The organism is Erwinia sp. STN24, assembly GCF_041320675.1.
Taxonomy (GTDB): Bacteria; Pseudomonadota; Gammaproteobacteria; order Enterobacterales; family Enterobacteriaceae; genus Erwinia; species Erwinia aeris.
Window position 1 is genome coordinate 1,209,767 of the sequence record NZ_JBGGPM010000001.1, and the last position, 14,894, is coordinate 1,224,660.

Below are 14,894 nucleotides of genomic sequence, written 5' to 3' on the forward strand. Positions count from 1 at the left end.
AAACTGGCAACACCATCGCGCAGCTTATGGCTGGAGACAAGGAAAGATAAGCGCCATCAAAAGGCAAAGTCAGAGTGGCCGCGTAGGCCGGTGGCTTAGTTAAACAACTTCGGTGACGATCCATAGGGAGGGCGCAGGCCCGTGGCTCCTGTAAAAATTAAGGAGTTCTACTGTAAACAGCGCACGGGACAACGTCAAAATATTTGCTTACATTTACAGAAGACCGTTCTGTAACAAACGGCCCTGCTCCGCTATACGCCAGAAGAAGGCGCCTCTGCCTGCTGCGCAGCCTCAGGCTTTTCCTTTTGCCACAGGCGCAGCGTAAAGTCCGTTTCAACCTCAAACGACGTCGTGGTAGCCAGCACGCCCCAGACTTCAGGACGGGCGCGCCACGCAAAAGGCGTCATCTGCAAGAGTGCGGCGGACGTCTCACTGTTAAGGCTCATTAAATAATTAAGCGAATGCTGCTCTACCAGCGTAAAGCCCGGCAACGCTTCGGGCGTTTCATCATGCAGGCGTGCTTCCTGATAGATTAGCTCTTTGAACTGCAGCAGGTGACGCGGCCCCGGCGTAACGGTCAGGACGTAGCCGTGGGGCTTTACTACCCGCGCCAGCTCCTCCGCCTTGCAGGGCGCATAGATCCGCAGCACGGCATCAAACTGTTCGCTGGCAAACGGCAGCCGGTGGCTGGACGCCACGCAAAAACGAACGTTGCGATAGCGTTTAGCGCCAGCACGCACCGCGACTCTGGATACATCCAGCGCGTGGACTTCCGCCTCGCCGTTTTTTTGCAGCATATCGGCCACCGCGTGGGTGTAGTAGCCTTCGCCACAGCCAATATCGAGCACGCTGGCGTTTTCGGGCGGCAGGATGCGCTGGAAAATATCGCAGACGCTGGACTGGAGAGGCTGATAGTGCCCGGCATCCAGAAATTCACGTCGCGCCTGCATCATCTCGGCGCTGTCGCCCGGCTGCTTAGATCGCTTGTGCTGCACCGGCAGCAGATTGACGTAGCCCTCTTTTGCCCGATCGAACTGATGCCGGTTTTCACATCGCCAGCCGGAAGCATCGGGCAGCAAGGGATGATGGCAAAGCGGGCAAAGATAAGACATAACAACTCTCCGGTAACGTTAAGAGCGGCAGTTTACCGGAAATATGCAGGCCAGGGCAGGTTTTCATGGCCGGAAAGGAAAAAGCCCCGCCGATACCGGCAGGGCTTTATTATTCTGATGCTTGCCTGAACCGTCGCGCGGGCAACGGCAAGATCGAAAATTAGATAGCGGTGACGTTCACAGCAGCAGGGCCTTTCTGGCCGTCCTGAATTTCGAACTCAACGTTCTGGCCTTCAGCCAGAGTTTTGAAGCCATTGCCCTGGATAGCAGAGAAGTGTACGAACACGTCTTTGCTGCCGTCTGCAGGGGTAATGAAGCCAAAACCTTTAGACTCGTTGAACCACTTAACCTGACCTTTAATCTTTGCCATTTTGCAAATTCCTTAGAGTGTTAATTCGCCCGGGGGCGTGACGTACAGAAAAATCAGAGACACAACTGCATGAGGCATAAATTAAGGCTCGGCAAGGAAGCGGTATTCAACGTAACGTCTTTACTCAGAACTTCTTTACTGAAGATGCCATACATAAACAGAACTGTACCCCGTTTTACCAAAAGCGTTATCACATATTCGATTATTAATGGCAAGTCATTTTTATAAGGTCGTCGGACTGTCGCACATATTTGAAACGTCTGCGGCACTTATTGCACATCAACAAAGGAATTATTGAACGTCGCCAGAGTAAAACCGAATGGCACAGGCCCGTCGGTCATGCAATTTTCTAAGCACATCTTAGCCTGCCGCTGCGGCCAAGTCTACGGCTTCTCGCTGCGCTCCGGGCGATTTTCCATCTGGCTTATTGCAGAAATATGACATTGCTTACTCAAAAATCTTCATTTAAAGATGGCTCCGCGCCACGCAAAATTAGAATGGCATTGGGGTATCAAAAGGAGCATATGGTTCATATTTAAATTTAAACTGCACCAAAATCAGGAAAATGTATTTTTGCCTGCCCCATTTAAATGCAGCCCCTTTCCCGATTAATTGCCATTAGTACCATCAATCTATTTGGATTAACCGGCATTGATATCAGCGCGTACGCATTTTAAATTCCCTTACCAGGATTATTCTTAATTTATATTTTTAAGGGGCATCCTCGCGCCAATTTTCCACGCGCTGAAACGGTGCTCGTCCAGCTTTGCTGCCTGCATCTTTTCGCTCAGCACGCGCGGCGGCTCGTCCAGCGATTCGTCCGCCAGCTCGAATACGCCCCAATGAATGGGAATGGTGACGGGCTGGCCCAGCGCCTGATGTAGCGAAATGGCCTCGTCCGGATCCATATGCTGTCCGCGCATAAACCACTGCGGCGCATAAGCGCCCGTTGGCAAAGCAGCCAGGTTGAAAGGCCCCAGCCTGCGCGGGATCTCCAGCAGGCTTTCGGAATAGCCGCTGTCGCCGCTGAACCAGAAATTTACGCCCTGACTCTTCACTACCCAACCGCACCATAAAGAGCGGTTGCGATCCCAGGGCGTACGCATACTCCAGTGACGCGCCGGAACGGCAAAGATCTGCATTTCGCGATCGGTGACGCTTTCCCACCAGTCCAGCTGCGTGACCTTTTTCGCCCCGCGTTTTTTAAACCAGGGCGCCAGCCCCAGCGGCACCACAAAATGCACGTCCGGAAAATGACGCAGGATCAGTTTGATGGTAGGCCAGTCAAGATGGTCGTAATGGCTGTGCGAAATCAGTACGCGATCCAACGCGGGCAGGTCTTCGACTTTCAGCGCGGCAGGCGTTTTGCGCTGCGGCCCGTAAAATTGGAGCGGCGACGCGCGCGACGCCAGCGCGGGATCGATCAGCGTGTATTTGCCCGAGGTGCGCAGCAGCAGGCAGGCATGGCCCAGCCACCAGACGGCATCCTCCTCGCCGCTTAAATCGGCAGGCTGCCACCACTGACGAATAAACGCATCGTAGCCCTGCGCCGGTGGAAAAGGCAGCCCCTGCGCCTTGCGCTCTTTGCGCCAGCGCTGTAAATCACCGGGCTGGCGGAGATCCTGTTCAGGGTTACGGAAGCCTTCCGGCGTGTGGTGCGCTTTTTGCGGATCGTACCAGGGGTTTTGCCAGGCCATGCGGTGCTCCTTGTGCCGGAGCGATTAGCGCTCCGGAATTAAACGAATAAAATCAGTCTCATTGTTATCTTCAGCCGGCACCTGCCGCGCGCCGACAAGCTTTATCAGCAGCTGGTTCTGCCGTTTCTGCTCGTCAAGCAGCGCCTCCAGCAGGCGGATCTGTTCATTAGCTCTGACGCTGGCGCGAGTGATAAAAAACCAGGCGACCAGCCCGACAAGCATAATGCCGATAAGCAAACCGGCTCCCGCCGCGCCGTTGGCGACCTCGTTTAACATACCTATACTCCTGATGTTACATATAATTATAATGAGCCGAATTTTACCTGCTCATCAACGAATTGATAGCGCGCTGATGGAAATTTAGGAACCTTCGCGCAGGCTTTATGGCGGCACTGCTGTATGCTGACAATGTTTTGCGTATCTGCTCACAATGTACTGGCGTCGGCGACTACGGGAAAGGCCGACGCATAAAGGAGAAAGCATGAAATTTTTTGTTCGTCTTGTTGGCCTGCTGGTCGTGATTTGGCTGGCTCTGCTGGTCACCGGCTATGGCGTACTGGCCGGAAGCCATAAGAATGTCGCAGGGATGGGGCTGCAATGCCAGTATCTTACCGCTCGCGGCATGACTACCGCCCAGTATCTGCACAGCGACAGCGGCATTGTCGGCGTCACCGACTGCCCTTTACTGAAAAAAAGCAGTGAAGTGATCGATAACTGAAACCGCGACGGGCCGAGTGCTGTCGGCCCGTCGGTTCAGAAAGGATAGTCCCGATAGCCCATCTGTTCCGATATCAGCCTGCCCGCACGGTGCAGCATCGCAACATAGTTGCCCTTCTCTTCTTCCGTAAAACGGATGGTCGGGAAGGAGATGCTCAGTCCGGCAATCACCACGCCAAAGCGATCGAATATCGGCACGGCAATGCAGCGCAATCCCTCTTCCTGTTCTTCGTTGTCTTCGCCAAAGCCCTGTGCGCGTACCCGTTCCAGCTGGGTTATCAGCGCGTCCGTAGACGTAAGCGTGCGGGAGGTATTCTTCTGAAAGCTGACCTCTGCCAGGATGCTTTTCACCTCTTCCGGATCGCGCCAGGCCAGCAGCACTTTACCAATAGCGGTGCTGTAAAGCGGATTGCGTCGGCCAATGCGCGAGTACATGCGCAGATTGTAAAGCGAGTCGATTTTGTGAATATAAACAATACTGTCTTCTTCCAGCGCGCCCAGGTGGATCGTCTCGCGGGTGAGGCGGGAAAGTTCGCGCATCTGGATATCGGCGCTGCGTATCAGATCGACATTCTGTAACGCCTTTGCGCCCAGCTCAAACAGCTTCAGGGTCAGGCTATATTTTTCCGTGTCGCCTTCCTGCGCAACGTAGCCCAGCGACTTCATGGTCTGTAAAAAACGATAAACGGTGCTTTTCGACATCATCACCCGCTGTGACAGCTCGGTAATGCCGTGCGCTCGCTCTTCGCCTAACGCCTGTAAAATGCCAAACACTTTCAGTACGGAAGAGACCGAATCGGGCTGTTTATCCACCTCATCCTTCGCCATAACGCTTTTGCCTTATTGTTTTATAAAAAATGGAACACTATTCCCAGTATACTTTTTGCCGCAGCGGCAGCGCAACGCTAACCTGTCGGCAGCACAGACACATTTGCTGATGGTTGAGCGCGCTGAATAAATGGCAAGGCAAGGAAAAAATCATTAGCATTATGATATTCACTCTCCTGACTATTTTCTCTATGCCGCAAACTCTTCCATCGGATGGCCTGCCCGTTCCGCAGCGCTATGGCGCGATTTTAGCTATCGCACTGGGTATTACCGTTGCCGTGCTGGACGGCGCTATCGCCAACGTGGCGCTGCCAACCATTGCCCGCGATCTTCAGGCCAGTCCGGCGGCCTCAATCTGGATCGTCAACGCCTATCAGCTGGCGATTATCGTCTCGCTGCTGTCGCTCTCTTTTCTGGGCGATATCCTGGGCTACCGCCGCGTCTATCAGTGTGGACTGGTGGTGTTTACCTGTACCTCGCTGTTCTGCGCGTTTTCCGACTCGCTGGGCATGTTGACCTTCGCCAGGGTGCTGCAGGGTTTTGGCGGCGCGGCACTGATGAGCGTGAACACCGCGCTGATCCGCATCATTTATCCGCAGCGCTACCTGGGGCGCGGAATGGGCATTAACTCCCTCATCGTCGCCGTCTCAACCGCCGCTGGCCCGACCGTGGCCGCTGCCGTGCTCTCTGTCGCCTCCTGGAAATGGCTGTTCCTGATTAACGTGCCGGTAGGCCTCGGCGCGCTATTTCTCGCCTTCCGCTTTCTACCCGATAATCCGCAAAAAGCCAGCGAACAGCGCTTTGATATTCCCAGCGCCATCATGAACGCGCTGACGTTTGGCCTGTTAATCTCTGCGCTGAGCGGTTTCGCCCAGGGTCAGAGCGGCAAACTGGTTGCGGCGGAACTGGTCGCGCTGGTAGTTATTGGCGTGGTGTTTATTCGTCGGCAGCTGCGGCTGCCGGTGCCGCTGCTGCCGGTCGACCTGCTGCGTATCCCGGTATTCTCGCTGTCGCTCGGCACCTCGGTATGCTCCTTTTGCGCGCAGATGCTGGCGATGGTGTCGCTGCCGTTTTTTCTGCAAACCGTGCTGCATCGCGACGAGGTAGCGACAGGCCTGCTGCTGACGCCGTGGCCGCTGGCAACGATGGTGATGGCACCGATAGCGGGCAGACTCATCGAGCGCTACCATGCCGGGCTGTTGGGCGCTATAGGGCTGGGATGCTTTGCGATCGGCCTGTTTTCGCTGGCGCTGCTGCCAGCTTCGCCGGATAACTGGAGCATTATCTGGCGCATGATGATCTGCGGCGCGGGCTTTGGCCTGTTTCAGTCGCCCAACAACCACACTATTATCAGTTCGGCGCCACGTCATCGCAGCGGTGGCGCGAGCGGCATGTTGGGCACGGCGCGCCTGCTGGGTCAAACCAGCGGCGCGGCGCTGGTCGCGTTAATGTTTAATCTGTTCAGCGATCAGGGCACGCACGCCTCGCTGCTGCTGGCAGGAGGATTTTCTACGCTGGCCGCCATCGTCAGCGCGCTTCGGCTGACGCAGCCGGGGCCGCAACAGAAAGCGGGCTGATCGACAGGCAAAAAAATGCCGGTCAGCGACCGGCATTTATCATCTTAATGACTATTTCAGGTACTGGCCGCTGCGCAGCGCCTCGATACGCTTATCCAGCGGTGGATGCGACATAAACAGCTCGCTCAGCGACTTCGATTTGCCGTTAATGCAGAACGCCATCATGGTGCTTGCTTCCTGCGGCTCATAGCTGGTTTTCAGACGTTGCAGCGCGGCGATCATTTTCTCGCGGCCAACCAGACGCGCCGAACCGGCATCGGCATGGTACTCACGATGGCGCGAGAACCACATAGTGATAATGCTGGCCAGAATACCGAACACCAGCTCCAGCACCATCGACACCGCAAAATAGACCAGCGGGTTGCCGTTGCTGCTTTCGCCTTCTTCGCGATCGCCCGACATAAAGCCTGCGGCTATCTGCGCGATAATACGCGAGATAAAGATCACAAAGGTGTTTACCACGCCCTGGATCAGCGTCATCGTCACCATGTCGCCGTTGGCGATATGGCTGATCTCATGCGCCAGCACCGCCTCGGCCTCATCGCGGTTCATGTTTTGCAGCAGCCCGGTAGAAACCGCAACCAGTGAGGCATCGCGGCGCGCGCCGGTAGCAAAGGCATTAATGTCCGGCGCATGATAAATAGCGACCTGCGGCATAGCAATGCCCGCCTGCTGCGCCTGTCCGGCAATGGTCTGCATCAGCCAGCGCTCGGTTTCGTTACGTGGCTGCTCAATGACCTCACCGCCTACGGAGCGCAGCGCCATCCATTTAGACATCAGCAGTGAGACAAACGCACCGCCAAAGCCAAACAGACCCGCCATGATCATCAGGCCCTGAACACTGCTTGACTGAATTCCCGTCAGACTGAGGATCAGTCCAAAAACCAACATTACGCCCAGGTTGGTTAACAGGAAAAGCGCAATACGCATCATAAAATTTCTTCTTCCTCAGTTAAAAAATCGCTTATAGCGGATAACTATCCTATGGGCGCGGCAAAACATTTCAAGCGGCAAAGGGCATTAAGTGTCTAAAAAGACATAACTTTACATTTTGTCTTAACTTTTAACGTTCAGGAAAACATTGACTGTCAGGAAAGGCAAAGTTACCGCGTGGATTGGGAAAGTTCAGGTAAAAATAAGGCACAGCTTGCGCTGTGCCCTGGGGGTTATTTGGTGCTCTGGCTTTTTTCCAGCTGCGCCATATCATTGGCGATACTGACCGTTTCGTCCAGGTAAGGATCCGGCTCTTTGTAATCCTTCGGCAGATCCTCAAGCTTCGCCAGCGGCTTTTTGCCTTCCACTTTAAAGCGGGCGTTGATCCGCTCCAGCCGCAGCGCGTCATCCTCGTGATTTTCTTTCTCGCGCTCGGCAAGATTCAGCGAGATGATATTGCGCTTATCCTTCATCGCGTTGAAGCGGGCAATATCTTTCAGGATGTACTGGAACTCCATATCCTTCGCGATACGATCCTGATGCGTCTTGAGCAGCTGCGGGATCAGCGGTTTAACATCGCCGGTTTTGGTATAGGCCGCCGCATCAATGCTGTCCCACGGCAGCGCGTTATCCTCGAATTTCTCACCGGTTTCCACCGCTTCCACGCCGGTCGGCATCAGCAGATCCGGCGTAACGCCTTTACGCTGGGTACTGCCGCCGTTAACGCGGTAGAACTTCTGGATGGTGTAGGTGATGGATCCCAACGCGGGCCATTCGGGACGCAGCATCTGATCGTAGATACGGTTCAGCGAGCGATACTGCTGCACGGTGCCTTTACCAAAGGTCGGTTCACCGACGATCAGCGCGCGACCATAATCCTGCATGGCGGCGGCAAAGATCTCGGAAGCCGAGGCGCTGAAACGGTCTACCAGCACCACCAGCGGGCCTTTATAGTAAACCATGCTGTCGGTATCGCTGTCCTGACGCACCTTGCCGTTGTTATCGCGCACCTGCACCACCGGGCCGCCCGGAATAAACAGGCCGGAAAGCGATACCGCCTCCGTCAGCGCCCCGCCGCCGTTGGTACGCAGGTCGATCACTACGCTGTCGACATTCTGCTTCTGCAGCTTTTGCAGCTGCACTTTAACATCGTCGGTCAGACCCACGTAGAAGCCCGGAATATCCAGTACGCCGACCTTCTCTTTGCCGACGTTATGCACGCTCATTTTCACCGCGCGATCTTCCAGACGGATTTTTTCACGGGTCAGCGTAATAATACGGGTTTTGGTGCCCTTGCCGGCCGGCAGGATCTCCAGACGCACTTTGCTGCCTTTCGGGCCTTTAATCTGCGCCACGACGTCATCCAGACGCCAGCCGATCACGTCCTGAACCGGTTTGCCGGGCTGGCCGACGCCTACGATACGATCGCCCACGGTAATCGCTTTGCTTTTGGCTGCCGGGCCGCCTGCAACCATGGAGTTGATCACGGTGTAATCATCATCCATTTGCAGTACGGCGCCGATGCCTTCCAGCGACAGGCTCATTTCAGTATTGAACTGATCGGTATTGCGCGGAGACAGGTAGCTGGTATGCGGATCGATTTCACGCGCGAAAGCGGTCATCGCCAGCTGGAAAACGTCCTCGCTGTTGCTCTGCGCCAGACGGCGGATAGCAAACTGATAGCGCTTGGTGAGAACCTCGCGGATCTCCTTTTCCTCTTTGCCCGTCAGCTTCAGGCTCAGCTCGTCATATTTGACTTTGGCATCCCAAAGCTGGTTCAGCTCCGCAGTGGTTTGCGGCCAGGGTGCCTTGCTGCGGTCGATATCAATAGTATCGTGACCGCTAAAATTCATCGGCTTGTTCAGCACCGTCAGCGCGTATTGATAGCGCTCAAAACGGCGTTTCTGCGCCAGGTTATATAAATCGTAAAAAACATCCAGCTGACCCGATTTCAGTTCATCGCCCAGCGTGGTTTTTTTGGTGTTGTACTGCGCCACGTCAGAAGCCAGCAGCACATTGTGGTTGTAGTCCAACAGATTCAGATAGCGGGCGAAAATTTTCGCGGAGAAATCTTTATCCAGGTCGAACTGACGATAGTGGGAACGCGTAAAGCGCGACGTCACGCGCTCGCTGACGGTCGCGTGCTGCGGTTCCTGATGAAGCTGCGGAATTTGCTCGGCGCGCGTAATAGCATCGGCGGCGAAAACATGTCCGGTAAACAACAGTGCAGCAATAACGGTGGTTTTAAAAAAGTTGTTCATGCCCTGATTGGCCTCCGTATCAGAACTGCAAGTGTTCTGCGCGCACTATCATTGCCAGGCCGGAAGCCAGCTGTACCCGGACGCCATCTTTTGTAATCTCAAGAATGGTTGCATCCATCGCACTTTTGCCTGCCGTGACTTTGATGTTTTGACCCACCTGCAATGCTGCGGTATCCGTAACGGGTGTCGTGCGTTGCGGTTGGCGTTCTGCGGAAGGCGCGCGGCCAGGATTACGCTGCGGCTTGCTGCGTGCGGCCCGAGGCTGCTCGCCTTCAGCAGAAGGTTTACGAACCGGCTTGCGTGGACGACGAGGGGCAGTTTCTTCACCCGCTTCGCGTTTTTTCGCTTGCTGCTGCTCGCGCTGCGCCTGAACGCGCGCCTTGGCCTCTTCGAGCTGCTTACGGGCGTGTTCCACGTGCTGCTCGTCCAGAACGCCGCAGGCGTTGCCGTCCAGGTCAACGCGGGTGGCACCAGCTTTGATGCCGTATAAATAGCGCCAGCTTGAAGTATAAAGGCGCAGCGCGGAACGAAGCTGAGTTTTACTCAGGCCCATTTCGCCCTGCACGCGGTCGACTAAATCCTGAAAGATGCCGATTTTTAGCGGTCGCGCTTCGCCTTCGGCACTGAAGCACTGTGGGAACCGCTCCGCCAGAAAGGCGATTACTTCTTTACTGCTATTCAACTTAGGTTGATTTTCCATGAAATTTCCTGATTACAACGGGTTTGCCAACCAGCGCAGGCATGAACAGGCGTCATTATAATGACACCATCAGCAAATGCTACGTGATCCAGCACTTTAGCTGCGTTTCATGTGAATAAATTTTTCCACGTCCGTGCCGGCAAGCACTTCACACAGCCCGTCAACCAGCGTAATCAGCCCGTTTTCGTCTTCCTGATCGAAGCGATTATATTCCACGCTGTCGATATCCAGTACGCCGATCGTCTCGCCGTTTACCACCAGCGGCAGCACGATTTCGGCATTGCTGGCCGCGTCGCAGGCAATATGCCCGGGGAAGGCATGGACGTCGTCCACGCGCTGTACGGCGCTCTCCGCCACCGCCGTTCCGCAGACGCCGCGGCCTACCGGAATGCGTACGCAGGCGATTTTGCCCTGAAACGGTGCCAGCACCAGGGTCTTCTCTTCCGTCAGCAGATAAAACCCGGCCCAGTTAACGCCTTCCAGGCGCTCAAACAGCAGCGCGCTGCAGTTGCCCATCGCGGCCAGAAAACTGGTTTCGCCGGCGATAAGCGCGCGTAAATCACGATTGAGATCCGAGTAAAATTCTTTTTTAGTCATTTTTTAACCATTATTAAAACTGTTACGAAGCCCGGAATGGCTTCGCCTGATAAAATAAGCATTAAATGTCCAGACGGACAAGGTGAATGATTCCGTTAGTTAATATACCCTTGTTGGTCTGAAGCTTTAAAAACAAACGTAAGAGTGGTTCGCCGGGGCGATTTTGCCTGACCGTACCCTGCAAATCCGGATAATTCGTGAAAATATACGCTATCAGCCAAATTCTGCCTCAGGAACGTTATCAGCGTTGTCCGCAATGCGATACCCTTTTTTCCTTACCAGATGTTAAATCGAACCAGTCGGCGCACTGCCCGCGCTGCAACGCCCGTATCCTTAACGGACGCGACTGGTCGATGACGCGGCTGGCGGCAATGGCCGTCACTATGCTGCTGCTGATGCCGTTTGCCTTTAGCGAACCGCTGCTGACTATCCGGCTGCTGGGCACCACTATCCGCGCCAGCCTGCTGGAAGGCATTATCCAGATGGCGCAGCAGGGCAACGTGATTACCGCCTCTATGGTGGCCTTTTGCACTATCGGTGCGCCCGCCACGCTGGTGGCGTCAATCGGCTGGCTTTTTTTTGGTGACCGGCTGGGTTTAAATTTGCGGCCGGTGCTGCTGATGCTCGATCGGCTCAAAGAGTGGGTCATGCTGGATATCTATCTGGTCGGTATCGCCGTCGCTTCTATCAAGGTGCAGGACTATGCGGATATCAATCCCGGCACCGGCCTGCTCGCCTTCCTGTCGCTGGCCGCGCTGAGCCTGGTGACGCTTATTCATATCAACGTTGAACAGCTGTGGCATCGCTTTTATCCGCAGCCGCAGCCGCATATCGCCCCCGAGCAGCTGCGCGTTTGCCTGAACTGCCATCATACCTGCCTGCCTGACGAACGGGGCCGCTGCCCGCGCTGCCATACGCCGCTACGCCTGCGTCGTCGCCACAGCCTGCAAAAATCCTGGGCGGCGCTGATCTCTGCGGTGGTATTGCTGATCCCGGCCAATCTGCTGCCGATTTCCGTTATTTATCTCAACGGCGCGCGCCAGGAAGATACTATTCTTTCCGGTATTCTTTCCCTCGCTTCCGGCAATATTCCGGTAGCGATCGTGGTCTTTATCGCCAGTATCCTGGTGCCTTTCACCAAGGTTATCGTGCTGCTGACGCTGCTGCTCAGCATCCATTTTAAATGTGAACAGGGTCTGAAAACGCGCGTTCGTCTGCTGCGGGTAGTTACCTGGGTCGGACGCTGGTCTATGCTGGACCTGTTTGTTATTGCCTTAACCATGTCGCTGGTGAATCGCGACCAGCTTCTGGCTTTTACTATGGGACCGGCTGCCTTCTATTTTGGCTCAGCGGTTATTCTTACTATCCTTGCCGTCGAGTGGCTGGATAGCCGTTTACTTTGGGATGCACATGCAACAGGAAACGCCGACTACACCGACTAGCGCACGCGTGAAAAGCCGCCGCAAAATTTCGCCGTTCTGGCTGCTGCCTTTGATTGCGCTGTTGATAGCGGGCTGGCTCGTCTGGAACAATTACCAGGAGCGCGGCACCACGGTTACCATCGATTTCGCCACCGCTGACGGCATTGTGCCTGGCCGAACGCCGGTGCGCTATCAGGGCGTCGAGGTGGGTCTGGTGCAAGGCATCAGCATGACTGACGATCTGCGCACCATTAAGATCAAGGCCAGCATCAAGAGCGATATGAAAGACGCGCTGCGCGATAAAACGCAGTTCTGGCTGGTGACGCCGAAAGCGTCACTGGCGGGCGTGTCGGGCCTGGATGCGCTGGTGGGCGGCAACTATATCGGCATGATGCCGGGCAAAGGCAAGCCGCAGGAGCATTTTGTGGCGCTGGATACGCAGCCAAAATATCGCATGAACACGGGCGAGATGATGATCCATCTGCACGCCGCCGATTTAAGCTCGCTGAATACCGGCTCGCTGGTCTATTTCCGTAAAATCCCGGTTGGCCGCGTCTATGACTACAGCATCAACCCTGGCAATCAGGGCGTAACCGTCGACGTGCTGATCGAGCGCCGCTTCACCAACCTCGTGAAAAAAGAGAGCCGCTTCTGGAACGTCTCCGGGGTGAAGGCCGATGTGGGCCTGAGCGGCGCCAAAGTGCAGCTGGAGAGCCTGGCGGCGCTGGTCAACGGTGCAATTGCGTTTGACTCGCCAGCCGACTCCGCGCAGGCAAAAAGCGATGACAGCTATCAGCTCTACCCGGATTTGGCGCACAGCCATCGCGGCGTGATTATCACGCTTGACCTGCCCGGCGGCAAAAACCTGAAGGCGGGCAGCACGCCGCTGATGTATCAGGGACTGGAGGTCGGCACGCTAACCGCGCTGAACTTACAGCCCGACGGCAAGGTAAAAGGCGAACTGACCATCGATCCGTCGGTAACCGGCCTGATGCGTACCGGCACCCGCATTGAGATGCGCAGCCCCAAAATCACCCTCGCCGATACCAGCCTCAGCAGTCTGTTAACCGGCAGCACGCTCGAACTGGTGCCTGGCGAAGGCGAACCGCAGGATCGCTTTACCGTGCTGCAAAGCAACGAGTCGCTGCTGCAGCGGCCTGACACGCTGGAAGTGAAGCTGACCGCGCCGGAAAGCTACGGTATCGATGCGGGCCAGCCCGTGATGCTGCACGGGATGCAGATTGGCCAGGTGGTCAGCCGCAAGCTCAATGAAAAAGGCGTGAATTTTATTATCGCTGTTACGCCTGAGTATCGCGAACTGGTGCACGGCGACAGCAAGTTTATTATCAACAGTCGGCTGGACGTTAAGCTGGGGCTGGACGGCATGGAAGTGCTGGGCGCCAGCGCGCGCGAATGGATCGACGGCGGCATTCGCCTGGATCCCGGCAGCAAGGGCGCGCCAAAAGAGAGCTATCCGCTGTTTGCTAATGCGGAAAAAGCCGCCGAAGGCATTACCACCAACCAGCTGCCTACCACCCTGACGCTGACCGCCAACAGCCTGCCGGATATTCAGGCCGGTTCAGTGGTGCTCTATCGTAAGTTTCAGGTCGGCGAGATCGTGGAGGTCACGCCAAGAGCTAACGAGTTCGACGTGCGCGTGCATATCAAGCCGGAATACCGCAAGCTGCTGACGCCGAACAGCGTGTTCTGGTCGGAAGGCGGCGCGCGCGTGCAGCTTAACGGCAGCGGCCTGACCGTGCAGGCTTCGCCGCTTAACCGCGCGCTGAAGGGCGCGATCAGCTTTGATAACCTCAGCGGCGCCGGTGCGGGCCTGACGAGTAAAGACAAGCGCACGCTGTTTGAATCAGAAACGGCGGCCAGAGCGGTCGGCAGTCAGATTACGCTGCATACCTACGACGCCAGCAAGCTCTCCTCAGGGATGCCTATCCGCTATCTCGGCATCACCATCGGCCAGCTGGAATCTCTGGCGCTCAATAACGACAAGAATCAGGTGATTGCCAAAGCCGTGCTTTATCCGGAATACGTACAGGATTTCGCGCGGCTGGGCAGCCGGTTCTCGGTAGTGTCGCCGGAGATTTCCGCAGCGGGCGTTAATCATCTGGATACCCTGCTCCAGCCTTATATCAATGTCGATCCCGGCAAAGGCCGCGCGCAGCGCACCTTTGAACTACAGGAATCAACCATTACCGACGCACGCTATCTGGATGGCCTGAACGTGGTGCTGGACGCGCCTGAAGGCGGCTCGCTGTCTGTCGGTACGCCGGTACTGTTCCGGGGAATCGAGGTCGGTACGGTAACGGGCACCTCGCTGGGATCGATGGCCGATCGCGTGCAGATTACGCTACGCATCAGCAAAAAATACCAGCATCTGGTGCGCAATAACTCGGTGTTCTGGCTGGCCTCCGGCTACAACTTCAAGTTTGGCCTGATTGGCGGCGTGGTGAAAACCGGCACCTTCCAACAGTTTATTCAGGGCGGCATTCAGTTTGCCACCCCGCCGACCGTGCCGCTGGCACCGCAGGCCACCAGCGGCAAGCATTATCTGCTGGAGGACGAGGAGCCGAGAGACTGGCGTAAATGGGGCACGGCACTGCCGGCAAAATAATCGAAACGGGCAGCCTGGCTGCCCGTTTTTTTTGCAGCCGCAGAGTGTGATAAAC

At 55.9% G+C, this 14,894-nt stretch carries 14 protein-coding genes; 4 read left to right on the forward strand and 10 right to left on the reverse strand.

Going from position 1 to position 14,894, the window contains the following annotated elements; genetic code table 11:
• Window positions 1-251: 251 nt before the first annotated feature.
• From rlmA to ACA373_RS05800, 5 genes are all read right to left on the reverse strand, one after another.
• Complete coding sequence (gene rlmA, locus ACA373_RS05780) at window positions 252-1,112, reverse strand: 23S rRNA (guanine(745)-N(1))-methyltransferase (protein WP_370734170.1); 861 nt, start codon at window positions 1,110-1,112, stop codon at window positions 252-254.
• Between the two features lie 160 nt (window positions 1,113-1,272).
• Window positions 1,273-1,482: a transcription antiterminator/RNA stability regulator CspE gene (gene cspE / locus ACA373_RS05785; RefSeq protein WP_001062678.1), complete on the reverse strand. Its 210-nt coding sequence runs from the start codon at window positions 1,480-1,482 to the stop codon at window positions 1,273-1,275.
• A 53-nt stretch (window positions 1,483-1,535) separates the two neighbouring features.
• Window positions 1,536-1,637, reverse strand: a complete 102-nt coding sequence (locus tag ACA373_RS05790; protein WP_253461303.1) for a DUF2627 domain-containing protein — start codon at window positions 1,635-1,637, stop codon at window positions 1,536-1,538.
• A 543-nt stretch (window positions 1,638-2,180) separates the two neighbouring features.
• A complete protein-coding gene (locus ACA373_RS05795; RefSeq protein ID WP_301252797.1) occupies window positions 2,181-3,179 on the reverse strand; it encodes an MBL fold metallo-hydrolase in 999 nt (332 codons plus the stop codon).
• Window positions 3,180-3,203: 24 nt separating this feature from the next.
• Window positions 3,204-3,455, reverse strand: a complete 252-nt coding sequence (locus ACA373_RS05800; protein ID WP_253460829.1) for a YebO family protein — start codon at window positions 3,453-3,455, stop codon at window positions 3,204-3,206.
• Window positions 3,456-3,660: 205 nt separating this feature from the next.
• Here ACA373_RS05800 and ACA373_RS05805 point away from each other — a divergent pair, with 205 nt between their 5' ends.
• Window positions 3,661-3,897, forward strand: a complete 237-nt coding sequence (locus tag ACA373_RS05805; protein ID WP_253460826.1) for a YobH family protein — start codon at window positions 3,661-3,663, stop codon at window positions 3,895-3,897.
• A gap of 35 nt (window positions 3,898-3,932) precedes the next feature.
• Here the strand turns inward: ACA373_RS05805 and kdgR are convergent, their stop codons facing one another.
• Entirely contained in the window at window positions 3,933-4,724 is a 792-nt protein-coding gene (gene kdgR, locus ACA373_RS05810; protein ID WP_253460823.1) for a DNA-binding transcriptional regulator KdgR, read from the reverse strand.
• A 191-nt stretch (window positions 4,725-4,915) separates the two neighbouring features.
• On the opposite strand from kdgR, the gene ACA373_RS05815 reads away from it, so the two are divergent.
• A complete protein-coding gene (locus ACA373_RS05815; RefSeq protein WP_370734455.1) occupies window positions 4,916-6,301 on the forward strand; it encodes an MFS transporter in 1,386 nt (461 codons plus the stop codon).
• A gap of 51 nt (window positions 6,302-6,352) precedes the next feature.
• Here the strand turns inward: ACA373_RS05815 and htpX are convergent, their stop codons facing one another.
• From htpX to ACA373_RS05835, 4 genes are all read right to left on the reverse strand, one after another.
• A complete protein-coding gene (htpX, locus tag ACA373_RS05820; protein WP_125287812.1) occupies window positions 6,353-7,234 on the reverse strand; it encodes a protease HtpX in 882 nt (293 codons plus the stop codon).
• A gap of 233 nt (window positions 7,235-7,467) precedes the next feature.
• On the reverse strand, window positions 7,468-9,495 hold the full coding sequence (prc, locus tag ACA373_RS05825; protein ID WP_370734171.1) for a carboxy terminal-processing peptidase: 2,028 nt from the start codon (window positions 9,493-9,495) through the stop codon (window positions 7,468-7,470).
• A gap of 19 nt (window positions 9,496-9,514) precedes the next feature.
• Window positions 9,515-10,195 (reverse strand): RNA chaperone ProQ, encoded by a 681-nt coding sequence (gene proQ, locus ACA373_RS05830; RefSeq protein ID WP_125287814.1) that lies wholly within the window; start codon window positions 10,193-10,195, stop codon window positions 9,515-9,517.
• A 96-nt stretch (window positions 10,196-10,291) separates the two neighbouring features.
• Entirely contained in the window at window positions 10,292-10,792 is a 501-nt protein-coding gene (locus ACA373_RS05835) for a GAF domain-containing protein (RefSeq protein WP_370734172.1), read from the reverse strand.
• Between the two features lie 197 nt (window positions 10,793-10,989).
• On the opposite strand from ACA373_RS05835, the gene yebS reads away from it, so the two are divergent.
• Complete coding sequence (yebS, locus tag ACA373_RS05840; RefSeq protein ID WP_370734173.1) at window positions 10,990-12,234, forward strand: membrane integrity lipid transport subunit YebS; 1,245 nt, start codon at window positions 10,990-10,992, stop codon at window positions 12,232-12,234.
• Window positions 12,203-14,839, forward strand: coding sequence for an MlaD family protein (locus tag ACA373_RS05845; protein WP_370734175.1), 2,637 nt, complete (start codon window positions 12,203-12,205; stop codon window positions 14,837-14,839). Before yebS ends, ACA373_RS05845 begins: the two co-directional genes overlap by 32 nt.
• Window positions 14,840-14,894: the final 55 nt, after the last annotated feature.

Excerpts from the sequence above, each read along its gene's own strand:
- rlmA (WP_370734170.1), bottom strand. The coding sequence starts at position 1,112 with ATGTCTTATCTTTGCCCGCTTTGCCATCATCCCTTGCTGCCCGATGCT.
- cspE (WP_001062678.1), bottom strand. The coding sequence starts at position 1,482 with ATGGCAAAGATTAAAGGTCAGGTTAAGTGGTTCAACGAGTCTAAAGGT.
- ACA373_RS05790 (WP_253461303.1), bottom strand. The coding sequence starts at position 1,637 with ATGTATGGCATCTTCAGTAAAGAAGTTCTGAGTAAAGACGTTACGTTG.
- ACA373_RS05795 (WP_301252797.1), bottom strand. The coding sequence starts at position 3,179 with ATGGCCTGGCAAAACCCCTGGTACGATCCGCAAAAAGCGCACCACACG.
- ACA373_RS05800 (WP_253460829.1), bottom strand. The coding sequence starts at position 3,455 with ATGTTAAACGAGGTCGCCAACGGCGCGGCGGGAGCCGGTTTGCTTATC.
- ACA373_RS05805 (WP_253460826.1), top strand. The coding sequence starts at position 3,661 with ATGAAATTTTTTGTTCGTCTTGTTGGCCTGCTGGTCGTGATTTGGCTG.
- kdgR (WP_253460823.1), bottom strand. The coding sequence starts at position 4,724 with ATGGCGAAGGATGAGGTGGATAAACAGCCCGATTCGGTCTCTTCCGTA.
- ACA373_RS05815 (WP_370734455.1), top strand. The coding sequence starts at position 4,916 with ATGCCGCAAACTCTTCCATCGGATGGCCTGCCCGTTCCGCAGCGCTAT.
- htpX (WP_125287812.1), bottom strand. The coding sequence starts at position 7,234 with ATGATGCGTATTGCGCTTTTCCTGTTAACCAACCTGGGCGTAATGTTG.
- prc (WP_370734171.1), bottom strand. The coding sequence starts at position 9,495 with ATGAACAACTTTTTTAAAACCACCGTTATTGCTGCACTGTTGTTTACC.
- proQ (WP_125287814.1), bottom strand. The coding sequence starts at position 10,195 with ATGGAAAATCAACCTAAGTTGAATAGCAGTAAAGAAGTAATCGCCTTT.
- ACA373_RS05835 (WP_370734172.1), bottom strand. The coding sequence starts at position 10,792 with ATGACTAAAAAAGAATTTTACTCGGATCTCAATCGTGATTTACGCGCG.
- ACA373_RS05845 (WP_370734175.1), top strand. The coding sequence starts at position 12,203 with ATGCAACAGGAAACGCCGACTACACCGACTAGCGCACGCGTGAAAAGC.